Annotated in this window: 24 protein-coding genes; 7 read left to right on the top strand and 17 right to left on the bottom strand. The window is 34.8% G+C overall.

Annotated elements, in window-relative coordinates:
• Window positions 1–49 precede the first annotated feature (49 nt).
• The 4 genes from KORDIASMS9_RS07675 to KORDIASMS9_RS07660 form a co-directional block, all read right to left on the bottom strand.
• A complete protein-coding gene (locus KORDIASMS9_RS07675) occupies window positions 50–850 on the bottom strand; it encodes a hypothetical protein (protein ID WP_162819812.1) in 801 nt (266 codons plus the stop codon).
• A 432-nt stretch (window positions 851–1282) separates the two neighbouring features.
• Complete coding sequence (locus tag KORDIASMS9_RS07670; protein WP_114902285.1) at window positions 1283–2824, bottom strand: glycine--tRNA ligase; 1542 nt, start codon at window positions 2822–2824, stop codon at window positions 1283–1285.
• 36 nt (window positions 2825–2860) lie between these two features.
• Window positions 2861–3415 (bottom strand): class I SAM-dependent methyltransferase, encoded by a 555-nt coding sequence (locus tag KORDIASMS9_RS07665; RefSeq protein ID WP_114902284.1) that lies wholly within the window; start codon window positions 3413–3415, stop codon window positions 2861–2863.
• Between the two features lie 111 nt (window positions 3416–3526).
• Entirely contained in the window at window positions 3527–3925 is a 399-nt protein-coding gene (locus KORDIASMS9_RS07660) for a hypothetical protein (protein ID WP_114902283.1), read from the bottom strand.
• Between the two features lie 164 nt (window positions 3926–4089).
• Here KORDIASMS9_RS07660 and KORDIASMS9_RS07655 point away from each other — a divergent pair, with 164 nt between their 5' ends.
• Window positions 4090–4665, top strand: a complete 576-nt coding sequence (locus KORDIASMS9_RS07655) for a ComF family protein (RefSeq protein WP_240321153.1) — start codon at window positions 4090–4092, stop codon at window positions 4663–4665.
• A gap of 61 nt (window positions 4666–4726) precedes the next feature.
• A complete protein-coding gene (locus KORDIASMS9_RS07650; protein ID WP_114902282.1) occupies window positions 4727–6343 on the top strand; it encodes an Ig-like domain-containing protein in 1617 nt (538 codons plus the stop codon).
• 5 nt (window positions 6344–6348) lie between these two features.
• On the opposite strand, the gene KORDIASMS9_RS07645 is transcribed toward KORDIASMS9_RS07650, so the two are convergent.
• Together KORDIASMS9_RS07645 and KORDIASMS9_RS07640 are read right to left on the bottom strand one after the other, a co-directional pair.
• Window positions 6349–7425 carry an AAA family ATPase gene (locus KORDIASMS9_RS07645; RefSeq protein WP_114902281.1) on the bottom strand — a complete coding sequence of 359 codons (1077 nt, stop codon included), beginning with the start codon at window positions 7423–7425 and terminating at the stop codon, window positions 6349–6351.
• 56 nt (window positions 7426–7481) lie between these two features.
• Window positions 7482–8267, bottom strand: coding sequence for an amidohydrolase (locus KORDIASMS9_RS07640; protein WP_114905178.1), 786 nt, complete (start codon window positions 8265–8267; stop codon window positions 7482–7484).
• 343 nt (window positions 8268–8610) lie between these two features.
• On the opposite strand from KORDIASMS9_RS07640, the gene KORDIASMS9_RS07635 reads away from it, so the two are divergent.
• Window positions 8611–8835, top strand: a complete 225-nt coding sequence (locus tag KORDIASMS9_RS07635; RefSeq protein ID WP_114902280.1) for a hypothetical protein — start codon at window positions 8611–8613, stop codon at window positions 8833–8835.
• Window positions 8836–8880: 45 nt separating this feature from the next.
• On the opposite strand, the gene KORDIASMS9_RS07630 is transcribed toward KORDIASMS9_RS07635, so the two are convergent.
• Together KORDIASMS9_RS07630 and KORDIASMS9_RS07625 are read right to left on the bottom strand one after the other, a co-directional pair.
• Window positions 8881–9585 carry a LytTR family DNA-binding domain-containing protein gene (locus KORDIASMS9_RS07630; protein ID WP_114902279.1) on the bottom strand — a complete coding sequence of 235 codons (705 nt, stop codon included), beginning with the start codon at window positions 9583–9585 and terminating at the stop codon, window positions 8881–8883.
• Window positions 9582–10550, bottom strand: coding sequence for a sensor histidine kinase (locus KORDIASMS9_RS07625; RefSeq protein WP_114902278.1), 969 nt, complete (start codon window positions 10548–10550; stop codon window positions 9582–9584). Before KORDIASMS9_RS07625 ends, KORDIASMS9_RS07630 begins: the two co-directional genes overlap by 4 nt.
• 221 nt (window positions 10551–10771) lie before the next feature.
• Here KORDIASMS9_RS07625 and KORDIASMS9_RS07620 point away from each other — a divergent pair, with 221 nt between their 5' ends.
• From KORDIASMS9_RS07620 to KORDIASMS9_RS23615, 4 genes are all read left to right on the top strand, one after another.
• On the top strand, window positions 10772–11659 hold the full coding sequence (locus tag KORDIASMS9_RS07620) for a thioredoxin family protein (protein WP_114902277.1): 888 nt from the start codon (window positions 10772–10774) through the stop codon (window positions 11657–11659).
• 237 nt (window positions 11660–11896) lie between these two features.
• The gene (locus KORDIASMS9_RS07615) at window positions 11897–13591 is read left to right on the top strand and encodes a helix-turn-helix domain-containing protein (protein ID WP_114902276.1); all 1695 of its coding nucleotides are present in this window, start codon (window positions 11897–11899) and stop codon (window positions 13589–13591) included.
• Window positions 13592–14047: 456 nt separating this feature from the next.
• A complete protein-coding gene (locus tag KORDIASMS9_RS23620; protein ID WP_205318042.1) occupies window positions 14048–14209 on the top strand; it encodes a class I lanthipeptide in 162 nt (53 codons plus the stop codon).
• Between the two features lie 45 nt (window positions 14210–14254).
• Window positions 14255–14395: a hypothetical protein gene (locus KORDIASMS9_RS23615; RefSeq protein WP_205318041.1), complete on the top strand. Its 141-nt coding sequence runs from the start codon at window positions 14255–14257 to the stop codon at window positions 14393–14395.
• A 75-nt stretch (window positions 14396–14470) separates the two neighbouring features.
• On the opposite strand, the gene KORDIASMS9_RS07610 is transcribed toward KORDIASMS9_RS23615, so the two are convergent.
• From KORDIASMS9_RS07610 to KORDIASMS9_RS07565, 9 genes are all read right to left on the bottom strand, one after another.
• Entirely contained in the window at window positions 14471–15613 is a 1143-nt protein-coding gene (locus KORDIASMS9_RS07610) for a methionine aminotransferase (RefSeq protein WP_205318070.1), read from the bottom strand.
• A 187-nt stretch (window positions 15614–15800) separates the two neighbouring features.
• Window positions 15801–16367 (bottom strand): hypothetical protein, encoded by a 567-nt coding sequence (locus tag KORDIASMS9_RS07600; protein WP_114902273.1) that lies wholly within the window; start codon window positions 16365–16367, stop codon window positions 15801–15803.
• A 149-nt stretch (window positions 16368–16516) separates the two neighbouring features.
• Window positions 16517–16930 carry a hypothetical protein gene (locus tag KORDIASMS9_RS07595; protein ID WP_162819811.1) on the bottom strand — a complete coding sequence of 138 codons (414 nt, stop codon included), beginning with the start codon at window positions 16928–16930 and terminating at the stop codon, window positions 16517–16519.
• Between the two features lie 14 nt (window positions 16931–16944).
• Window positions 16945–18720, bottom strand: coding sequence for a DNA mismatch repair protein MutS (locus tag KORDIASMS9_RS07590; RefSeq protein ID WP_114902271.1), 1776 nt, complete (start codon window positions 18718–18720; stop codon window positions 16945–16947).
• A 141-nt stretch (window positions 18721–18861) separates the two neighbouring features.
• A complete protein-coding gene (locus tag KORDIASMS9_RS07585) occupies window positions 18862–19584 on the bottom strand; it encodes a LytTR family DNA-binding domain-containing protein (RefSeq protein ID WP_114902270.1) in 723 nt (240 codons plus the stop codon).
• A 7-nt stretch (window positions 19585–19591) separates the two neighbouring features.
• Window positions 19592–21643 (bottom strand): sensor histidine kinase, encoded by a 2052-nt coding sequence (locus tag KORDIASMS9_RS07580; protein WP_114902269.1) that lies wholly within the window; start codon window positions 21641–21643, stop codon window positions 19592–19594.
• Window positions 21644–21767: 124 nt separating this feature from the next.
• Window positions 21768–23090: a T9SS type A sorting domain-containing protein gene (locus KORDIASMS9_RS07575; RefSeq protein ID WP_114902268.1), complete on the bottom strand. Its 1323-nt coding sequence runs from the start codon at window positions 23088–23090 to the stop codon at window positions 21768–21770.
• 183 nt (window positions 23091–23273) lie between these two features.
• The gene (locus KORDIASMS9_RS07570) at window positions 23274–24191 is read right to left on the bottom strand and encodes a M28 family peptidase (RefSeq protein WP_240321152.1); all 918 of its coding nucleotides are present in this window, start codon (window positions 24189–24191) and stop codon (window positions 23274–23276) included.
• Between the two features lie 74 nt (window positions 24192–24265).
• Window positions 24266–25012: a succinate dehydrogenase/fumarate reductase iron-sulfur subunit gene (locus tag KORDIASMS9_RS07565; RefSeq protein WP_114902267.1), complete on the bottom strand. Its 747-nt coding sequence runs from the start codon at window positions 25010–25012 to the stop codon at window positions 24266–24268.
• Window positions 25013–25032 lie beyond the last annotated feature (20 nt).

Raw genomic sequence — 25032 nt, 5'->3', positions numbered from 1 at the left:
AAGCCTATCGTATGCACGATAGGCTTTTGTATAACACATAATTAATATATTATAAAGAAGCTCCAATTACAGAAGAAGCTCGGTTGTCCCAGGTTCTTCTCCACCAGAAGAAACCAGAAATTCTATATCTTCTCAAGTTACGTATTCCAAAACTTGGCCCTCTTCCTCTAGCAAATACTAATCTTCTTCCTGTAAAACAAGGATTCTCATAAATGATGGTATATGTAAAATCATTGAAAGGTTTTAATACAATTAATGAAGACATAGCATTATCGTCAGCCGCCGGAAACTGGTGATCAAGAGAAATTCTAATATTATTTTTTGTCAACGCTGGCATAAGACCACTGTAGTTTCTGTTTCTATAATAAAAGAATCTACCGCCACCAGGGAAACTAAATGTTGTACAGTTACCATGTTCAAGAGTTGCTGTATTTCCTCTATCACTTTCAGTTGTAGCATTATTTGTTTCTAATGGTTGCCCAGCCATTTCCTCAAGTGCAGCTTCCATATCTGCATTGGTGTCAAACAATTCTGCTTCAATTACTACATCACCAGAATCATCAATAAATACGTCTGGTTGATCTTCATTGTAGTCTTCCAAGTTCGTAAATAATACAGCTTCTGGCCCTTCAGAGCCTTGGAAAAAAGAAGAAGCTACATCTGTATCACCATTCATGTCTAGTACTTCACCTGATTCACCATCTAATGCATAATTTATGGTAAAACGCTGACGATTATAAGTGTAATTGTACGTTACATTAGTAATATCGCTTCTTTTTGCATTACTACTATTACTTTCTTCCGCAGCAGGAGTTTGTTCTACGCTATCTGTTTGACAGCTTGTCATCATAACGGCAACCATAGCTAAGATGCCGAAAATAATTTTAATTCTTTTCATAGTTTTTTATTTTTTGGTTTTTAATGATTCAAAATTATAAAACTAATTACAGTATCTTTCTGAAAATCACCGTAATATAACTACGGAATGAACGTAAAGTATTACAATTAATATTTGTATATAACTACAATAATTATTTTATTTTTTGTAAAAACTATGTTAAAATACTTTCTTTTTTAAATATGTCTTATTGTACAATGTAATACCCTTAAAGATAGCCTGGAAGTATTTTTGATCGTGATAGCAATATTGGATTGGATGATTGTACACGTGAATCTTAGATCCAAGGTAGTATTTTATAGAATTCCGCTTTTAGAAAATAAAAAAGCTACCTAGAAAGTTTATTTTCTTAGATAGCTTTTTTTATGCTGTTTATATGTGAACCTACATATTCATCAACCACATACGCATGTCTACTTCTTTATTGATGATATTGCGAACGTCTTCAATTTTTACACGTTGTTGTTCCATGGTATCTCTGTGACGAATGGTGACCATGTTGTCTTCTAACGTATCGTGATCGACTGTGATACAAAATGGTGTTCCAGCGGCATCTTGTCGGCGGTAACGACGTCCAACGGTATCTTTTTCTTCATAAATTACGTTGAAATCCCACTTTAAATCATCTATGATTTTACGCGCAATTTCTGGCAAACCGTCTTTGGCAACTAATGGAAAAACTGCTGCTTTTGTCGGAGCTAATACTGCTGGCAAACGCAATACCGTACGCGTAGATCCGTCTGGCAATGTTTCTTCTACCAACGAGTTTGAGAAAATTGCTAAAAACATACGATCCAATCCAATAGAGGTTTCTACCACATACGGCACATAACTTTCTTTAGTTTCATTATCGTAATATTGCAATTTTTTTCCTGAATATTCTTCGTGCGCTTTTAAATCGAAATCCGTACGGGAATGAATTCCTTCCAATTCTTTGAAACCGAATGGAAAATTAAATTCAATATCTGCCGCAGCATCTGCATAATGTGCTAATTTATCATGATCGTGAAAACGGTAGTTCTCCTCGCCCATTCCTAACGACAAATGCCACTTCATACGATTTTCTTTCCATTGCTCGTACCATTCTTTTTGGGTACCTGGTTTTACAAAGAATTGCATTTCCATTTGTTCAAATTCGCGCTGTCTGAATATAAATTGACGTGCTACAATTTCGTTACGAAATGCTTTTCCTGTTTGTGCAATTCCGAACGGAATCTTCATACGCCCTGTTTTTTGCACGTTGAGAAAGTTTACAAAAATACCTTGTGCCGTTTCTGGTCGCAAATATACTTTCGTAGCACTATCTGCGGAAGCGCCCAATTGCGTACCAAACATTAAGTTGAACTGTTTTACTTCCGTCCAATTTTTAGAACCTGATACAGGATCGGCAATTCCTAAGTTTTCAATCAATTGCTTGAAACCTTCCAAATCACTTTCTTCCTGAACGCGAGCCAACTCTGCACTAATTTCGTCAATTTGTTTTTGACGACGCAATACATTCGGATTGGTTGAGCGAAACTCTTCTTCATTAAAAGCATCACCAAAACGCTTTTGGGCTTTTGTAACGTCTTTATTTATTTTTTGAACAATTTTTTCTCGGTGATCTTCTACCAACACATCCGCACGATATCGTTTTTTTGAATCTTTGTTATCAATTAAAGGATCGTTAAACGCATCTACGTGGCCAGAAGCTTTCCAAGTGGTTGGATGCATGAGAATTGCAGCATCAATTCCTACGATATTTTCATGCATTTGCACCATTGCTTTCCACCAATAGTCGCGTATATTTTTCTTTAACTCTGCTCCGTTTTGAGCATAATCGTATACAGCACTCAATCCGTCATATATTTCACTCGATTGAAATATATATCCATACTCTTTTGCGTGCGATACTACTTTCTTAAATTGATCGTCTTGTTTTGCCATGGCGCAAATATAAAACGTTTGTATATCAGCTACAAGCTATTTCTGCGCGATGTATACAAAAGCTGGCGGAATGTTGAATGCTTCAAACGATAACTTGACGTTGTCGTTAAAAACTTCTTTGAGTTTTTTGTAGTACGTAAGACTATATTGGTATTGTACAAACAGGCTATCAGCTTCCATTGCTTTGTACGTATTGCTGAGAATACGATCGCTAATTTCATCGGGAATGTTTGTAAAAGGCAAACTAGAAATGACACAATCTACTTTGTTAAAACCGTGTTTTTGGAGTACTTCTGTAATGTTTTCAGCAGACACTTTTTCAATAATTAATTGCGAATGCTTTATTTTTTCCAGCGATTCAAAGAAGCGATCGTTGATTTCAAAAGCAATTAATTTGGTGTGTGGTTGTATTCTTTTTAAAATTTCTTTCGTAATGATTCCATTTCCAGGCCCAAATTCAACAATGACTTTTACGGTATCAAAATCGATATGCTTTACCATTCGTTTTGTTAGAAAACGAGAACTTGGAACAATAGTTCCAGAGGTTTTGATATCGCGTATGGCTTCTCTGAAAAATTTTAGTCGATCCAATCGAGGAAGTTTTTAGTACTTAGTGTTTTTTTGAATATATCGCGAAGTAAAGAAAATATTCAGAAAGTAGCGTGTTTTTTGTGTGAATCTTTTTGTTTAAAGTTGATTGTGCTAGAAACTTGTATTCATAGTTCCTGAAGACATTCCGCTGTGTAATTTACGTTGCATGCGAAGATTTCCTTTTCGGAGTTCCAACATTTTTGTGCGATACTCTAGGATCGATTCATAATCTAGTGCGGTATGTTTCAAATTATCAAGCAATTCTTCCGCTTTTTTCTTTTCCATGTTCACTTCCGCCAAATTTTTAGAGTGTTCTTTGGCAAGATGATCGTAATTTTTAATAATTTCTTTCAATTCTTCCTGCACCAAAGATTTTTCATTGTTTAAATATTGATTCTTCTTTTTGTTATCCTGATAGTTGAATACAGAAATGCACACCATAGACACCGTCATCGCGGAAAGTGCAACCAGCAATATTTTTTGAATTGTGTCTTTTGTAGCTCCACTCATAAAAAAGTAGTACTTTTAAATCAGTTTTGTTAAAATTTTAACGTTTACGTGTGGCAAATATATTAAATAATATTCTTTCTTCCTTTTTTCCAGCAACTTGCTTTGCATGTTCCAACAAATTGAGACATCAAGAAAAGTGTGTTTGTACGAAATGTCTTTACAATTTGCCACTTACTGATTTTCATACGCAGAAAGAAAATCCTGTATTGCATACTTTTTATGGTCGTGTTCATATTGCAAATGCTACGGCATTGCTCCACTACAAGAAGCATGGCACGGTACAACAGCTTATACATCAATTAAAATATAGAGGTCAACAAGAAATTGGCACTTTTCTAGGAAATATGATGGGTGAGCTACTTAAAAAAGAGATTGCGTACAGTACTATTGACTACATCATTCCTGTACCATTGCACAAAAAACGATTGCGAAAACGCGGATACAATCAAGTAACGACGTTTGGCCAACAACTTGCTACGCATTTACATGCTGAGTATGTAGCTGATATTCTTATCAAAACGCAGAATATAAAGACACAAGCTTTTAAGAAACGTGCAGCCCGTTGGTTAACCGCACAGCATTCTTTTGAGATTACCGATTCTAAAAGATTCGCAGGAAAGCACATTTTATTGGTAGACGATATTATTACCACAGGAGCTACCTTGGAAGCTTGCGCGTTGGCACTTCAAAAAACACCAAATATTACAATTAGTGTAGCAACTATGTCAATAGCGAGTTAAAACCTTCGTCAGTACCAAAAATAATTAGTTTATTTGTAGCGCATTATTTTTATATGAGTTCATGAAACAACGTGTTATCTATTTTTCTTTAGTCGTACTGATCTTTTTGTCATTGGTGAATTGTGCAAAACGTGGTATTCCTACGGGCGGCGAACCTGATAAAACACCACCAAAAATGGTGAAGGCGCAACCTGCAGAATTCAGCACTAATTTTGATGAGAAACGAATTCGTATTTATTTTGATGAATATATCAAGGTAAAAGATATTCAGAAGCAATTGATTATTTCACCGCCAATAAAAGATGGTGGTTATATTGTGTATCCACAAGGAAGTGCGAGTAAGTATATTGATATTCAAATTACGGATACGCTTCAAGAAAATACGACGTATTCGTTTAATTTTGGACAAAGTATTGTAGATAATAACGAAGACAATCCGTACGATTATTTTAAATATGTGTTTTCTACAGGACCGTATATTGATTCGCTTGAAGTTTCAGGAACGATTAAAGATGCCGTAAATAGAAAGCCTGAACAGTTTGTGTCCGTCATGTTGTATGAAATTGATTCTACCTACAACGATTCTACGATTTACAAGAAAACGCCCACGTATATTACGAATACTTTAGATAGTTTGACGGAATTTAAATTGTCTAATTTACGTGCTGGAACGTATAAAATGGTAGCACTGAAAGATATTGCGAATAATTATCAGTTCAATCCGATTACGGACAAAATTGGCTTTGTAGAACAGGAAGTAACCATTCCAACGGATTCGTTTTACACCATCACTTTGTTTAAAGAAGTTCCTGAGTTTCGCGCTACGCGACCTGCGCAAATTTCTAAAAATATGATTGCATTTGGCTATGAAGGCGTGGTAGATAGCATGAAAATTACGATCAATTCTGACGTGCCTGATAATTTTCGTTTCAAAACTACGCGTCATCCTGAAAAAGATACCTTGCGCTATTGGTTTGAGAATTTAAAACCTGAAACGGACTCGCTTTTGTTTACAGTTTCTAGCGAAGATTACCGTCAAGATTTTACGGTGAAGTTGAAAGATATGGAACGAGATTCCATGAAGTTGGCTACAAATCACCGCGGAATTATTCCACCAAACGACTACTTTAAAGTTTCATCCAACACACCGATTGTTGCTATTGATAAAAGCACTATTTCTATTCAAAATAAGGATTCAATTGCTGTGGAATTTACTGCAAAACTCAATGAAAAAGAGAATAGTTTGGAGCTGTTTTTTGAAAAGAAAGAAAGTCAGCGTTACAACATACAAATGTTGCCCAAAACAATCACCGATTTTTATGGCGAAGTGAATGATACATTGAAATATTCTCTGAACACAAAACCAAATAAAGAATACGGAAATATTGAACTCTCCTATCCAGGAACAGCATATCCGATCATCATTCAAATTGTAAATGAAAAGTTAGAATTGATTGCAGAACAATATATAACGGAACCAAAACCTTCGTATAATTTTCCGTATATCGATCCGCAATTTGTGTATTTCCGTGTAATTTATGACACGAATAAAAATGGCAAATGGGACACTGGAAATTACTTAGAAAAGATACAACCTGAAGTCATAAAATATTTCCCTAAAAAAGTAGAAATTCGTGCTAATTGGGATGTAATTGAAGTGCTTTCGAAATTGAAATAACACAATTAAAACCCAATCTTTCTTTTTTCAGTCTGGCTGAAATTTTTGTTTTTGTAGTTAAAAATATTTGCCAAGGTCATTTCTTCCGTTGTAGGTTCGTGATTTAATGAAGTTAATAACGCGTTGGCTTTGTCTTGTGTCAATGCTTTGAATTCGTAATAAGCAATCATACGCCCTTTTCTGAGCAACGCGCTGTCTACTTTGTTTAAACTCGTGTTGAAGGTGCAAATGATTTTTATGTTTAAATAGTCACTGAACAATCCATCGGTGAGTTGCAAAATGGTAGAAACAACCGAGCTTTCATTTTGCTGTTCTCTGCTCGTCAATACTTTCTCGGCATCTTCAATAATTAAGACCGAATTTTGATTTTTTAGCAAAAACGAAATAAAACTAGGATGCAACAACTCGTTCACAAATTCATTCTGAATAAATATAAAACTCTTTTCTTGATGTTTGCTGATGAGACTTTTGATGTACGATGTTTTTCCTGTTCCTGGAAATCCGTGCAATAAAATAAGTCCTGCTTTTTCTACCGTAAGCGATTCTTCAATGATGGTATTTACAGGCATGAAATCATCATTATACATCGTTTCAACATTGCATTCAAACGCTTTGGTGCGTACGTCTTCTGTATAGAAACTATTTTTGTCTCTCGATAATACTTTAAATAAAGGTGCACGGTTCAATCCGAAGGTAGTTCTTAATTTATGGTTTATTTCCACAACCCAAGTTTCCAATGCTTTATCAGTATCGTCATACAGAAAATCAACCGTAAGTTCGTCACGTTCTAATGATATCCAAACGACCAATTCTTTTGTACTGCTTTTTAACAGGTATTGAAATGGAAAATCCTTCGAAAAATCAGCATCTTTCGCATCTTCTGTATTCCAGTGCTTAAAGATGACTTCTAGGTGTTGCTTTTCAAAATCTACAATATCAATTGCAATCTCCATATTCGCTTTGCTTTCCTCTAGCGGCGTTTTAAACAGCAAGCTAGAAGGCAACTTGTCAAAACTATATGCATAATAGGGAATCCGTTCAAAATCACTATACGAGTCAAATACATCAATTAATTCTGCCATAAGATTGTTAGATTAGTAAGCGTTACTGTTTTTAATGCTGTGTTATAGTTAAATGATTAAGAATGCAAGGTAAACGTGTCTTTGTCGTCCAAAAACTTTAGTTTGTTGCGATACGCAGTGATGTGTTCTTTGGTCAACGTAACAATTTCAGTTGCTTCCGTATTTGGAGCGATGTTGGTCAATTTTTCGCCCAATACGTCATACGCTGCTGAATGTCCGCAATATTCATGTGAGTTTGCATCGAGTCCCACACGATTGACACCAATGCAGTAACTCATGTTTTCAATGGCGCGTGCTTTTAATAGTGCATCCCATGCATTGACACGTGGTTTTGGCCAATTGGCAACATACAACAACAGGTCATAATTGTCTACATTTCGTGCCCAAACTGGAAATCGCAAATCATAACAAATCAGCGGACAAATTTTCCAACCTTTATACTGAATGTTGTTTTTTTCAGTTCCCGCAGTATAGATTTCATGTTCGCCAGCTAAGGTAAACGTGTGCTTCTTGTCGTAGGTTTCTACTTCGCCCGAAGGCAACACAAACACAGAACGATTGTAATAGTTTCCGTTTTCTGAAATTACCAAACTTCCTGTAATCGCAGTATTTTTGCCTTTTGCTAAGTCTTGCAACCAAGTCACAGTGGTTCCGTTCATTGGTTCGGCAACCACTTTTGGATTCATGGTAAAACCAGATGTAAACATTTCTGGCAGCACTATAAGATCAACGATTTCTGTAATCGCGTTGATTTTTTGAGTTAATTGTGCTCTGTTTTCCTCAGGATGTTCCCAAACTAAATTGGTTTGTATGAGTGCTACTTTTAATTCTTGGTGTTCCATGATTTTCATACGTATTTTCGATAAATCGTATCGGTTTTATCAACAAAAAAGGATTGATAAAACCATTTTTGCAAAGTTACCACTTATTTTCCACGAATGTTCTACACTTCAAATTAGTTTTATTTGGAATATTTAACTAGTAAAAACGCGCGTATTGCGAATGAAAACTTCGTATTTGAATACAATGGAGTGTTCTGTGGAGCGTTTTAGGGAATCGTATAAAGATAATTTCAAGCATCATTTTTCATAAAAAACCGTTTTTATCTTCAAGTGAATTACGGCTTTCACGTACTTGAATTTTATGGTTTATTCATATCTTTTTTAAAACTTTAAATGTAACATTATGAAGAAAAAAACAATTAAATCGTTAAAACTGAACAAGAGAGCTATTTCTAATTTCAACAGTTTACACGGTGGAGCGGCGAGTATGCCTGATCATTCGGGTTCTAGATTCTGTATTGAAACCGACATGTGTCCTAAAGATCCAATTGATATTCCTAATATTGATATTCCCACTATCAACGACAGTTGTTTTTCGCTGTGCAATGACAAGTGTAACGATTGGTAAGAATTTCAGAAGCTGTCTGGAAAGTATCTATTTTCAGACAGTTTCTTATTTTCCGTGAATGTCTAGCACTTCAAAGAGTTTTGCTTTAAATGTTCTACCAATTGGAATGCGTTTGTCGTGAATGTATACTTCGTTTCCTGAAATTTTTTCCACGTGATTTTTGTTAATCACAAACGATTTATGAATTTGAATGAATTGCGGTTCAGGCAGTTTTGCTTTCCAAGTACGCAAGGTGCCAATGAACGATAGTTTTTGTTGTTTGCTCACTAAGGTGAGATAATTTCGTTCCGATTCTACATAGAAAATATCCTGAAACTGTACTTTATGAAAAGTTTTGTCAACGTTTAAGAATAACGTATTTGAACTTGGCTTTTCGATTGCGGTTTCTACGATTTTTGTGTGGATTCGCTGTGTTTTTTGAATGGCTTTTAGGAAACGTTCCAATGAAAATGGTTTGACTAAATAATCAACAATGGTTTCAAACTCAAAACTTTCTACCGCATAATCTGGATACGCAGTTGTCATGATGATTGTGGGCGGATTTTTAAGCGTCCGCAAGAAACTCAAGCCTGAAATATCGGGTAAATTAATGTCTAAAAAAATCAAGTCTATTTCTTGTGAATTCAGCGTATCATACGCTTTTAATGCTGCGTTAAACGTTCCCTCCAATTTCAAATACGATACTTTTTCAATGTAACTTTTGAGAATACGTTGTGCAGGAATTTCATCTTCTATAATGATACAGTTCATGTAAGTTGTAGTTTCAAGGTTACGCGATATAAATTGTTAGCATCAATCGTTAAATCATACTTTTCTTTGTAAATCAATTCCAAGCGTTTGTTCAAATTTTGCAATCCGATTTGATGTTCTGCTTTGTCTTTCGTATCATCAAATACATTTTCACAAACACATTGCAATACGCCGTTTTGCACTTGAATTTGAATGGTAATATTCGTGTCAATCACACTGTGTTTAAAAGCGTTTTCAATAATTGTGATCAATAACAACGGTGCAATTGTATAATTGAGTCGATCCATATTTTTAGCATACGAAATCGTTTTGACACCTTCGGTTCTAATTTCTTGAAACTTGATGTAATTGTCAATAAAATTCAGTTCTTTTTCTAGCGGAACAAAAGTCGCATTGCTTTCATACAACACATGTTTCAAATTGTTAGACAGCATTAAAATCAAGTCAGGAACTTGTGCAGGTTTTTCTATCGAATAGGAATAAATCGTATTCAAATTATTGAACAACACATGCGGATTGATCTGCGATTTTAGAAATTTTAACTCCATTTCCGTGTGCTTTTGCTGAATGGCTTCTACTTCATCTTTCTTCTTCAAATAGCGAAATAAGATCCAAATAAAGGAGAAAAAGATAATCGGCACAATGGTTTGCCACACATAATCGGACAAGCATTTTGCCACACTACAACCGCATTGCGCAAAGACATAACAATACAACTGTGTTGCCAAAAAACTGATCAATGCAATGATGAGAATGTAGAGGGTATACCATTTTTTCTTTTCAAAAAAAGGCAACAACACAAAATCGTTCGTGTATACAATGATAACGAGAATGGACAAGTATTGCAGAAATGGATTTTCTGTCCAATAATAATCTGAAAAGTAAAATAAAGAAACAAAAATGAACAACGTCCAAAATAGAATATGAATTAGAATTTTGGAAATGGTATGATTGAAAAAGTTCATGTATTGCGTGTTTCAAACGCTCAAAATACTAAGAAACCGAAGATTCATCAAATATACGTGGACAAAATGCACGCTTTGCTGTACAAACTTCCGTTTGCTTCCAAAGAAATGCGCATTGCTTTTTGTAAAGTCGTTCATGCATTGTGTACATATTATTGGTTTTCTTTTTTGATTTGAATGAATTTTGAGCCAAACTCGTTAACAAACAAAATCAATCAAAAATGAACAAACTTTTTATTTTCATCATGACACTTTTGGTGTCTCAAATTTTATGTTCACAATCCGTGAATCAATTGACCAAAGATTCACGCGGTCGCGATCTATTATTAGGCAAAATTACCAAAGAAGGATTGACGTCCAATTCGTTTAATTCTTGGTTTTCTAAAAATTACGAAGCGTATGAACCTGATGCAGCAATCATTGAAAAACTCAAACGAAAACTTAAAAAATACAACATTACCATTTTTATGGGCACTTGGTGTGGCGACAGCAAACGGGAAGTTCCGAAGTTTTTTAAATTGCTAGAAGCTGCCGATTTCCCAAAAGAAAAGTTACACATAATTGGCGTAAACAATACACATTCGCAGTATAAGAAATCGCCCAACGGCGAAGAAAAAGGCTTGAACATTCATCGCGTGCCAACCTTTATTGTGTATAACAAACGTGGAAAAGAAATTGGGCGCATTGTAGAACATCCTGTGGAAAGTTTTGAAGCCGATTTGCTTCAAATTTGCAAGAAAAAATCATACAAACATAACTATCAAATCGTAACAAAATTACATGAATTGTTTGAGAAAAAAGGAGTCGAGTATGTAACGGAAAATCAGGAAAAAGTCATTTCAAAACTAAAACCCTATTCCAAAAGTTTAAAAGAATTGAATACCTATGGTTATGTGTTTCTTCGCGCGAAAGCGTTCCAAAAAGCCATGAGTGTTTTTAAATTGAACAGTAAACTATTTCCTGAAAATAAAAACGGGTACGACAGTTTGGCGGAAGCTTATTTTACGATACAAGATTATGAAAATGCTACAAAATATTATACGAAAGTTTTAGCGTTGGACGCGAACGATGCAAATGCTAAAAAAATGCTTGCCAAAATGGAAAAATAATTTTTTAGAACGCAAAGTTTGTTTTGAAAAGCAATGCGTCTCTTTGTGAGATTGTGCATTGCTTTTCTTTTTTTATAGAATTGTTATAAAATGGGCTGAAACTGCTATTCTTGGTTGAATTATTAGTAATTTTAACGTAAAAGTGTTTCTTTTTGTAAAATTTAAATTGAAAATCGCCTGCCATCATTTTCAAACACTTTGATCATCGTTGAACAAGCCTAGACGTTATACCTATTTATGAAATTTTTGCTTTCCAAATTTTTAGCAAGTTTAGTACTATGCAGCTATTTTTGCACAACCACAGCGCAGGAAATGCGCAAAGATGCTTCTAATGAAGAGATTTTTGATTTTATCATTCAGCACAAATATTCCAATCCGGGACTTTCAAAAAAATATGCGCAAATTTTAGTGGCAAAAAGCAAAATTGAAAAAGACAGCACACAGCTTTTTAATGCGTATGCACAGTGTTGTAAAATTTCTAATATTGAAGGAAATTACGAATTGGCAATTCAGCATTGTGATTCTGCAATTGTTACTGCAAAAGCATTAAAAAACAACCGATTTCTAGTAGAAGCTTATCTTACTAAAGGCAATGCTATTGTATTTCTGGGAGATAATAAACAAGCATTAGAAAATTATCTTTATGCATTAGATATTACGAAACAGCTTAACGCAATTGATTTTGAAATAGTCACCAATGCTAATATTGCCAAGATTAAAAGACGGATGGGTTTTTATGAAGAAGCCCTTTCTATTTATAAAAAGAATACGCTACTCGCTGAACAAAATGACTTTGAAAATAAAATGATTCTCATTAACTCTTATATGGGAATGGGCGGTACTTTTTTACGTTTACAACAACCTGATTCTACACTTAAATATTCAGAAAAAGGATTGCAAAAGAGTTTGGCAATTAATGATTTGGAAGGTGTCAGTTATTTTTATATTGATATTGGAATTGCGCATTTTATCAAAGGAAATTTTGAAACCGCGATTGCGTATTTACAGAAAGCGGAAAAAATTACCAAAGGGCTGAATAATCAAACCCGATTGACTGAAATATACTATTATATTGGGAAATCGTATTTTGAATTGGAAAAGGATGAAGATACCATTTCTTTTTTACAAAAAGTTGAAATTATTGTAAATGAAAATAGTAGTAAAAAAGGCATTGTTTTTAATCCTCCCGAATTATTAGGAACCTATTTGACACTTTCCAAAGCCTTTGAACGCATAGACAAACGTGATTTGTATTTGGAATACACCTCTAAGTATTTACAGTTAAGAGATACCAATGAAGGTCAGGATATTGAAGTCATTAAAGAATTGTATGAAACTGCGCAAAAGGAAAATAATTCGTTGACTTCCTTAACTTCAAAATTAAAAAACAGCCTTATTTATGTCATTCTGTTTAGTGTTTTTGTGGTAGGATTATGCGCCTATTTTTTGTTTAAATTTTTAAAAGCGAAAAAGCAGAACAAAGTTATTTTTGAAAAATTAGTCTCTAAAGTAAATACCCAGAAAGTAGCAAAACCAACACCTGAATTTAATATTGAGGACAAAAAAGTAGAAGCTATTTTAGAACGTTTGGACAAATTAGAAGAATCCCTATTTTTTCTCAATAGCAATTGCACCTTACAAAGTTTGGCTAAAAAAGTAAAAACTAATACGAATTATTTGTCAAAAATCATCAATAAGTACAAGCAGAAAAAGTTTTATGAATATTTGAACGATTTGCGCATTCAATATGTATTGAAACGCTTAAAAGAAGATCCGAAGTTTCGCAAATATTCTATCAAGCATATTGCGGAAGAAATTGGTTATAAAAGCACTAATTCGTTTACCAAATATTTCAAAGCTTCTACCAAGCTATACCCTTCCTATTATATTAAAAATCTTGAAAGCACAGCCAAAAACAACACCTCAAATTAAGTAATTTGAGTTTTTATCAATCTAAATTTTAACAACTTCGTATTTAAATAAACTATCTTTCAATTAATAATAAACTAAAAGACTTAATTATGAAAGTACAGCGTTTACAAAAAATGCAATTGAAGAAAGCGACTATCTCTAGAATCACTCAAATGACTTCCATGCTAATAAAAGGTGGTACTCGCCCTGGAGACCCAACACATTTCCCAAATACAGGACAAGAAACTCATTGTGCAGATGTAGTTTGCTTTTAAAAATATATCGTAAAATATATTTAAAAAAATCGGAGGTGTTGCTTCCGGTTTTTTTTATGTTTTTTTTGAATCAATTTCATCCTATTAAATTACACCTCAATTCTTTTAATTTTTAGCTTTCTTGCGCTACACTTTCTTTTTTTCACAGGATACAAATCATACATTGAGATCAATAAAATTTTTAACCACAAATATTTAAAACATGAAAACTCAAAAGCTAAAATCATTAAAATTAATAAAAGCATCTGTTGCAAATTTAGATACGCAAACGCAACAAGAAGTTGTTGGAGGACGCACAAAAGCTTGGACAGATTGTGGAAGTATTGTGTATTCTGTATGCGCTACTTCTTGTCATGCACACTAATGATAAATATCAATTATTTTAATTTTTAACCACAAAACAAAAATCATGAAAACTCAAAAGACAAAATCATTAAAATTAGTAAAAGCGTCTATCGCTAGTTTGGAAACAAAAACAATTAACGAGGTAAAAGGAGGAAGACCAAACTCATTTAGAACCATTTGTATCACTTCTTGTGTATCACACTAGAAAACTTAACTTAGTATGCTAAATAATTTATTTAGATGAACGAAAAGGCTCTTGTTTTGCAAGAGTCTTTTTTATTTATATGTTATTCAGAATTTTAGCAGCTTCAGCCAAGGTTTTTTCCGTTTTAGCAAAGCAGAAACGTAATAGTTTATGATCTTCTTTATTCGTGTTGAACACAGAAAGCGGAATGGACGCAATTTTATGTTCTCGTGTGAGTCGTTTGGCAAATTCTGTATCTAATTCGTCTGTGATATTTTCATAAGATAGGACTTGAAAATAGGTTCCTTCCGACGGTTTCCATGTAAAACGTGAGTCTTTGATCGCATTGAGAAAGAAATCGCGCTTTTCTTGAAAAAATGCAGGTAATTGTAGGTAGTTTTGAGGGTCTTGCAAATAGTTACCAATTCCAATTTGCATCGGATGGTTTACTGAAAACACATTGAATTGATGCACTTTTTTAAACTCGTCCATGAGTTCTTTCGGTGCTACGCAATAGCCCATTTTCCAGCCTGTATTGTGAAATGTTTTTCCGAAAGATGCCGTGATAAACGCACGTTCGGCTAGTTTTGGAAACAAAGCGGCACTTTGATGTTGTGCGTCATCGAAAATGATGTGTTCGTATACTTCATCACTCAGTAAAATAATGTTGGTATTTTCCAAAATTGACGAGAATTCTTCCATGTCTTTTTTTGACAAAACCGTTCCGCTTGGATTGTGCGGCGTGTTGATCAAAACCATTTTTGTTTTTGAAGAAATTTTGCTGCGTACTTCATTCCAATCGACTGCAAATGTGGTTCCTTTCAGTTGAATTGGCACAACCGTTCCGCCATTAGCTTCTACGGCTGGCGCATAACAATCGTATGCTGGCGTAAAAATAATGACTTCATCTTTGGGACGCACAAACGCACTGATAATGGTAAAAATAGCTTGTGTGGCTCCTGCTGTGACCACAATTTCCGTTTCCAGATTGTACGTTCGTCGGTATAAATACTTCATCTTCTCCGCAATAGCTTCTCGCAAAATTGGCGCGCCAGGCATCGGTGCATATTGATTGTAATTTTCACGCAATGCTTGTTGTACTAAATTTATCAATACAGGATCGGAAGGAAAATTTGGAAATCCTTGCGACAAATTGATTGCGTTTTCTTTCGCCGCCAACTGACTCATCACGGTAAAAATTGTAGTGCCTACGTTTGGTAATTTGGAAGTATGTTGGATCATTTTTTGGGTGTTTGCATCTCGACTGCGCTCGATGTGATAGATTTTTGATGTTGGAATGCTTCGCCCCTGTTTTTTTGGGTGCTTGTTGTTTGTTTTTTGCCTGCACTGAGCTTGTCGAAATGTAGATGTATTCTTAGAAACTTCTCCATACTCAATACTAATGTGTCACTTCTCATTAAAACCATCAATTCAAGTGTTTTTTTTCAAGCATTTCTTTGAACAATCCTTTGAGCGTGTCGTTTTCAACATTGTTGATATAAATGGCTTGAAAGTCGTTTCGAAAGTTTTGAATTTTACGAAGATCAATTCCTTTGTAGCGAATGGTTCTGCTGATTTCATTCCAAATTTCTAACAAGCTTCCAATCAATTTTCGGTTGGTTTCAAACTGTGCGTTGAGTTGGCGCAACATGCTTTTTGTATAACTTACAAATAATGGCATTTTTGCCAATTTTTGCATGGAAACATTCATAAAGTGTTGAATTTCCTCTTCGCTTTGAAAAGAAAAAAAACGATACCTATCTTCTGTGTTACATTTTTTACAAGCAACAATGGCGAATGTATCTTTGATCATTTGTGTGCAATCGTACATAGATTCGTAATACAATTCCAAACCTAAATTCGTATTGATAATCAAGACTTCACTTTTGATCAAATCGGTCAAGAAGTTTTTTAAAATAGCGACTTGCTGATGCGAAATGATCAGTTGTTTTTTGTGATGCTTTTCGTTGATGTGGAGATATTTTAACGGCATGCAAAAACAGATTTTTTGAACTCGTAAAAACCTTATGTTTTCACGTATACTTTTGAATTAACAGTTTCTAAAATAATACATTAACACGAGAAATTATGTTAAAATAGATTTTTTGACACAATCTGTTTATAAGAAATATTTATATGAGATTACTTTTTTTGCAGTAGGTATACAACTCTTCCGGCATACATTAAAAACGGAATTCCACTTCCAAAAGTAACGGCAACTAAAAATGTATCAATTTGTAAAACTCCAATAATGATTACGATAAAAGCAACGAACAATAATACCAAACCTATATATATTGCCACTTTTTTTTCTGCTATTTTTTTAGAAAACAACTTCCTAATTAATATAATCTTTCCAATCAATGAAATCAATCCGATAAGCATCAAACTGTTTCCTAAAAAGGAACCTTTTGAGAATTCAATTCCGTTGCGGATGATTGCTGGAATACTGATAAAATCGAACATTACCATGACTACATAACCATGCGCCTCTGGAATTCCAATGAAAATTATGGAATGTAGTATGATGGTTAGGAGTAGTGCTCTTTTTATCAAAGTACGTTGCTTTATTATTCTACAATTTCCATTTTCTTCAATAAGAACGAAGCATTCATGTTGGAACAGATGCCTTTTTTGAGTAAATACCCAAAGAAGAGTTCGTCGTTGATGATTTCTGCATCAAAGAAATAGTTTTTCACTTGATCAATTTCGTTTTCCAATTCGCACAAACTCAAATCGTGCGTTGCAATGATGCCTGCTGCGTTTTGCGAAGCGAGTTTTTGCACAATTTTCTTCGATCCCATGGCTTTGTCATGACTATTGGTTCCTTTCAAAATTTCATCTAAAATGATGAAATACGTATCATTTTCAATTCTGTCTACAATCATTTTTAAGCGTTGCAATTCTGAAAAGAAATACGAAGCACCTTCCGCGAGCGAATCTGTGGTACGCATGCTCGTAATGAGTTTTATGGGCGAATAGGTTGCTTGTTTTGCACAAATGGGAAATCCGACATTAGACATGACAATACTTAACGAAACCGTTCGGAGAAACGTACTTTTTCCCGCCATGTTTGCGCCAGTGACAATGAAAAACTCTGAATTTCCAATGGTAAAATCGTTGTCAATTCGGTTGTTCGTGCGCAATAATGGATGTCCTAATTTTTCCGCATGCATCACTTCTTTCACAGAAGCATCAATCGTTGGATAACTGAATTTCGGATGATTGAACGCAAAGTTTCCTAAACTGTTGTAGGCATCAAAAAAAGTAACGACTTCAAACCATTGCGCCACTTTTGTGCTGTGCTTGTCAATCCAAATTTCGATTTGATACGACTTTAAAATATCCCACAGTAAAAAACCATTTAAAAAGATCCCAACTAAGATGTTGTTTCGGTTGTCCAACGCATCAATTCGTTTGGAAAATCCGTTGACTAAGGTAGACGCTTTTTGAACGTCGGCTTGAATGTTTTGCTGTTTTTCTTTTAGTAATTCCGATGAAAATGTTGCTGTTTCAATGCGTTGTAAAAGTTGTCCGTATTGTTGAAACGTATCTTTCGCTTTGTTGGTATTGTTGGAAAGTTGGTTGATGCTTTTTAAGAATTTTCCCGTAATTCCCAATCCCAAAAAAAGCCACAATAAAGCTGCCAGAAATGGTAGTATTTGCAAGGAAACCAAGGTAATAACCGTAATGGAAAGTATTGAAAATAGAAGTGGCAAATACTTGATAGATTTTGGAATGAAACTTTTGTAATTGTGCAACCAATTGATGATTTCTTTCGAAGTTGTTTCTACTTTAATGAGCAAGGCAATCGCTGAAAAATGTTGTCGCCAATCTGCTTTTTTCGTCAATTCTTGTATGGCTTCTTGGCGTTTTGCAATGTCAGAAATATCATTGCTTGCTAACAATCCTGCCAATTCATTTTTTCCCTCTTTGGTTGTGGCACGATTCAAATATTGAAAGAACGAAGCAGTTCCAAAGAGATCAATATCGTAACTAAATTCGTGTGAAGCATCTAAAAATTCTTCGCCCGTAGGCAGTTTGGAAAGATCGCCATTCAAAACATCCAACTCTAATTGATTGCACTGAATTAAGGCTTTTAGTTTGTTGCTTTTATAGACCAAATCTGAATGACGAAAGACTAAGAATAGAAAGATTGCCATTCCAATTACGGAAGCCAATATTACATAACCCCATTGTCCAAAAAAGAGATATATCGCGAAAGCTATACTTAAAAAAACAATCAAACGAAGTACACTTGACTGATTCAGTTTTCGGCGTTGTATTTTTAATTCGGCTTCAAATGTGGCTTTCTGTTGTGTGTAAAAGTCTTTCGGGTTTTGCATGATGGTATTCTGAGAAATATCTCGCCAAGAAACAAAAAAAATTGCAAAACCAATAAGGTTTACAGCGGTTCGTTTTTATTCTTACAAAAGTTTAACAGTTACAGATAGGTTACGCAACTTTTTCGCTGTTTTACAGATGTACTATAACAAGTTTATTTTTTGCAATAAATCATCTTTGTATTTTTTCCCAATCGGAATGTTGTTATTTAGAATCATAATGTTACTCTGATCTATTTGCTCTAAATAGTCTAGATTGACAATATAACTGCGGTGCACGCGCACAAATTTTTTATTAAGTTTGGTAATGATTTTGTTCAAATTGCCGCGAATAAGATGTTTTTGATTGTTTTTTAACTGAATTTCTGCATATACGTGTTCACTTTTGATAAAGAGGATGTCTTCAAATTTTAGCTTGATGAATACATTTTTTTCTTTGATAAAAAACGCATCTTTGATGATCAATTCTTCATCATTGACTTCTCCAATTCGCTTGGAATAGTTGTATAATGCAATTTCGATAGAGGTGTACAATTCGTCTTTGGTAAACGGTTTTACTAAGTACGCTGGCGGCATTACTTTTTTGGCTTGTGAAACCGTTAACGGATCTGAGTTTGAGGTTAAAAATATGAACGGAAAATCATAATCTTTTCGAATTTTCTCGGCAATGTCAATGCCTGTTTTTCTTCCTGAAAGTTGAATGTCTAAGATTGCCAAATCGGGTTTTTCTGCTTCTATAAGTTCGATGGCTTCCGTATAATTAATTGCGGGTTCTAATGCTTCATAGCCCAAATCTTCCAAGGTATCGCAAATGTTATCTGCAATGATAATTTCGTCTTCTACTACTACTATTTTTACTTTGCTCATATCGTGATTAGTCTAATAAGGCTCTTTTTTGCGTGTCTTTAAAGATAATTTCAAACGTGGCGCCTTTGGTATTGTCCAACGTAAATTGTCCTTGCAATTGTTTTGTAAGACGACGCACCAAACGCAATCCTAAACTTTTTACTTTTGCCAAGTCGATCGCATCATCTATTCCTTTTCCATTGTCTGCCACGACCAATTTGTATTCGTCTTCGTTCAGTTTATTGATAGAGATGTTGAGTGTATTATCCGCCGCAGCGTCAAACGCATATTTATACGCATTGGTAATGAGTTCGTTGACAATTAAACCCAACGGAATTGCCGTATCAATGTCAAACTGCATGTTTTCTGTGTTGATATTTGTTGCTACTTTTTTGTCAGAAGCGTACATGTAGGAAAGCTCTTTGACCAACACGTTGATGTATTCGTCAAAGTCGATTAAACCTGTATCATTTTGATAGAGTTTTTGGTGAATTAACGCCATCGACTTGACTCTGTTTTTCCCTTCATTGGCTAAGTCTAACGCTTTTTCATCTTCAATTCCTTTGGTTTGCAATTCGAGCAGACTCGACACAATTTGAAAATTATTTTTTACCCGATGATGGACTTCTTTTAGTAAAAGCTGCTTTTCCTGCAAGGCTTTTTCGATGATTTTATTTTTTTCATCCAGAATTTTAGACGTTTTCTTTTTTCGTTGATACGCATAATAGGCAAATCCGCCCAACGCTAAAGCCACGACAAATAATCCGAGTAAAATTTGTTGTACGTGGCGTTCTTCTTGAAGTTCGTTTTGTTGTTTTAAATCCAACACCGCTAAAGCTTCTGCGTTTTGAATGCTGTCTTTGTATTGCTGCTTTTCAAATTCGTACGTCAGCTCAATTTCTTTGAGTTCTTCTACTTTTTGTTTGCTAAATGCGGAGTCTTTAATTTTAGTATATATTTCCAAATACTTGTACGCTTCTTTTGGATTGTTTTTTCGTTGGTAAAAATCTGCCAAGGCTTTTGCTGTGTACTGTTTATCTTTCAGTACATTCAATTCATCCCAAATGTCATACGCCTTTGTGAAATATTTGATGGCTTGATTTGCGTTGTTTTTGGTTGCCCAGAAATCTCCTTTTGTCTGATTTAGATATCCGTTGAAACTTTTGGACCTTCTCCCCAATTGTATTTTGCTCGCTTCTTCCAAATAAAAGTACGCACTATCCATTTTATTTTCACTCTTTAGTACGCGTGCCAAATGCACATTTGCATAAGCTTCTCCTGCGTTGAAGTTGATTTTTTTAGCATTTTTAATAGACGTATATAGGTTTTCTTTTTGTTCTTCAATGGAAACACAAGCGCAACTCAGATGAATCATCGCTTTGTTATTTCGCCAAATAGAACTACTGCGATATTTTTCGGCATTTTCATAGAGCGCGACAACTTCGTCTAATATTGCCAAACCTTCTTTGTATTGACCATTGGAATAGTAGATAAAACTTTGTGTTTTTAAAATAGGAATTAATTGTTCTTCCTTTTCGGGAAGTTGTAATGCAATTTTCTTCGCACTATTCAAATCTTTGATGGCTTCTGCTTTTTGAGAAATATTGTTGTTGATATTAGCTCTTACGGAATATCCTTCAATCATGGTGATTTTATTAGCCGTTTCCTCCGACAGTTTCAAAGAGTTATTTACATGCGATAATGCTTGGGTATATTCGTTTTTAACTTGATAGGCTCTCGCTAGTTGTATGGAAGTTTGAATAAGCGCAACAGTATCTTTTGTGGCTTCTGCAAGTGCATACGCCTTTTTTAAATAGATTGCTTGTGCATCACTTCCACGAGTTGAGCTTGCGGCAAGTCTCGTGAATACTTTAATTTGTTCCGACGTGTTATGTAAGGCTTCTGCAAGTTCTTGCTGCTGTTTCAACAAGAGAATAACACTATCCTTATGTTGTGTTTTGGAAAGTACTGCTGAGAGGCTATCGTATTTTTTTTGAATGTTTGGTTGTTGTGCAGAAACACAAAAAACAGCAAAGAATGCTGCTATTAACATATAGTATTTGAGAGGTTTTATAGACATAGTTTATCTATTTCATGGTTAGCTTTGGTTTACACAAAAATACTATATGTTTTTAAACATCAATAGGAGACCTACCTTATTATGAAATAGATCTCCTTTTTTAACACTGATATTACTGTTTGTATTAGTTTACAGTAATTTTCTTGACAATTGTTTGACCATTATTGCTTTTAATGTTCAAGAAATATAACCCTGATTGCAATTTAGAAACATCAATTTGTACACGCCCTTGATTTTGAACATGTGTGTCGCTATTGTATACCATTTGCCCTGTGATGCTATACATAGTTATGCTCGTTTTATTTGCTTGATTGCTCTTAAATGCTACTGTTAATATATCTTTTACAGGATTTGGACTTACGGTTATTGTGGCGATACTTTCTTCTTCAATGCTTAGCGGCATTGTCAATACACCTTCAAACCAAGCAAAATACCCAGGACTAAACGATCCTAAAATAGCATCTAAGACTCCATCATCATTTACATCTCCAAAACTAACCGTTGCAAACTGACCAAAATCGAATGTTTCTAAATCTCCTGTCATATTTTGATATGCATACGTTCCAAAATCTGGCGCTGTAGGTGTACCGATATTTTCTACCCAACGTACCAATCCTGTATCCGTTCCCACAATTAAATCAAAGTCACCATCACGATCTACGTCTTCAAAACTAGGCATTGTTACCAATATGTCTCCGTGTGGCCAGTTACGATCCAATACTCCTGTTCCTGTATTCATATCCCAAGGATTGTCTAAATGCAATCTACGTTCAAACATTGGCGCTATTTTCGTTCCTGTATTTTCAAGATACGATATGGAATCACTTCCTATACCGACCATATCGTAGTCATCGTCATTATCTAAATCGACAAATCCAAGACCTGGAAAGTTTGCGATGTTCTGATTTAATATTCCAGAAATGGTAGCTTCTACAAAATTTGGTGCTGTAGCGGTTCCTGTGTTTTGATAGTAATGAATATCATTGAAGTTAAATTGATTTATATCATTTTTAGTCGCCAAAAATAAATCAAAATCACCATCATCATCGATGTCTATAAATTGACCTTTTGTTTCATTATTTCCTCCTGGAGCAATGGCAACGGCATCTAATGCTGGTTGTGCTGTTTGCACCCAATTTGGAGCCGTAGCAGAACCTGTGTTTTCAAAGTAAAATAATTTTCCATCCGCAGCTTGTGCGCCAGAAACCATGTCTAAATCACCATCGCCATCTAAATCTACCAATACTGGTGCGCTGAGTCTCCCAGTTAGTGTCGGTAAAACGGCAACATCTAAACCCGCAGGATTTGGTCCAGGAGCTGGCACTACGCCCACATCAGGAGCATTGGAATTTATTCCTCGAAACTCGAATGTGTCTGGAAATACAGCTTGTGCTGTTAGTACATAAGTGCAAAGAGCACATAATAAAAAAAGTAGTTTTTGTTTCATTGTTGTTAAGATTTGAGTGTTTATTGTAGGTTAGCAAGGACAAATATAATTTGAAAAGCCCTCTACAGCTTCTTAAATGTTCTGAACATATCATATAATGTTCTGAACACTATTTTATAGTTATGAAACAAAAAAAGCGAACATCAATCAAGATATTCGCTAGTATATTTTAGTGTGATCTACTTATAGTTTTTTACTGTCTACCGCTTTAAAAAATGTAATGATCGTTTGCACTGCATTTGTGTAGAATTCTGGATGAATATTTTCAAAATCATCTGTTGGTTTGTGGTAATCTTCGTGATCTTCTACTCCAAAATAAATAAACGGAATTTCTGCCTTGTGAAATCCTGCGTGATCGCTCGCAAATGTCCATTCTTCATGACCAATTTTTAAGATGACGTTTCCGCTGGTTTGCGTATTTTCTACTACTGATTTGTATTGTGGATAGTGTTGCGGACCAACAGCATATAATTCGTTTTTTTCACTACGGCTGATCATATCCATATTGATATTCAGTTGAAGCTGCGACTTTTCAATAATTGGGTTTTCCACATAGAAATACGAACCGACCAACCCTTTTTCTTCTGCATCAAACGCCGCTAAAATCACGGAATGTTTGGGTGGATTTTCTTGGAAATATTCCGCGAAAGCGAACAACGCACTTATTCCAGAAGCATCATCGTCTGCGCCATTGTAAATTTTACCATTTTTAATTCCTTCATGATCGTAATGAGCAGAAATGACAATATATTCATTCGGTGTCAAGCTTCCTTTGATGAATCCGATGATATTTTCACCTTGTGCAATTTTTGAAGTTTCTGGCATCGGAAATGGTTGCTCATAGGTTTCTCCCAAAGGTTGTACGCCTAATCGTTTAAATTCTCCACGAATATATTGTTTTGCTTTTTTAGCTCCTTTAGTGCCTGTTTCACGTCCTTCAAATTCATCTGACGATAATGTTTCAATATGCTTTAATAAGTTCCTCTTTGAAAAATCGTATGTAGTTTCAAGCGTTTCTGATTTTTGAGGCGCTTCTTTTTTTTCAGTTTTACAGCTTACAAACAACAACAAGCAGACAAGAAAGATTTTTGATAGTTTCATGGTAATTTTTTGATGAATATAAAAAATCCCAAGCAGATTATACTTGGGATTTTGTAAATATATAGGATGATTTTTTATCCTTTAAAAGATGCTTTTAAATACTCACGATTCATACGTGCAATATTTTCTAGAGAAATTCCTTTTGGGCATTCTACTTCGCAAGCACCTGTGTTGGTACAGTTTCCAAAACCTTCAGCATCCATTTGCTTTACCATGTTCATGACACGATCTGTTGCTTCCACTTGTCCTTGTGGTAACAATGCAAATTGCGATACTTTTGCAGATACAAATAACATTGCACTTGAGTTTTTACAACTTGCTACACACGCACCACAACCTATACAAGTGGCTGCATCAAAAGCTGCATCTGCATCATGTTTGTTAATAGGAATTGCATTTGCATCTTGTGTATTTCCAGACGTATTTACCGAGATAAATCCTCCTGCGTGTTGTATGCGATCAAAAGAACTTCTGTCTACAATTAAATCTTTAATTACAGGAAAAGCTTTCGCTCTCCAAGGCTCAATATAAATTGTATCACCATCTTTAAAACTACGCATGTGTAATTGACAAACTGTGATAGCTCTGTCAGGTCCATGTGCCTGACCGTTTACAAACATAGAACACATACCGCAAATTCCTTCACGACAATCGTGATCGAAAGCAATAGGTTCTTCTCCTTTGTCAATAAGTTCTTGATTTAGTACATCGAGCATTTCAAGAAACGACATATCTGGTGATACATCACTCATTGTATAGTCAACTATTTTTCCTTTGTCTTTTGCGCTTTTCTGGCGCCATATTTTCAACGTTAGATTCATAACTTTTTTTAGATTTTAGT

Origin of the sequence: Kordia sp. SMS9 (assembly GCF_003352465.1) — a bacterium.
In the GTDB taxonomy this organism is placed as follows: Bacteria; Bacteroidota; Bacteroidia; order Flavobacteriales; family Flavobacteriaceae; genus Kordia.
This window is presented reverse-complemented; position numbering and strand designations above follow the sequence as displayed.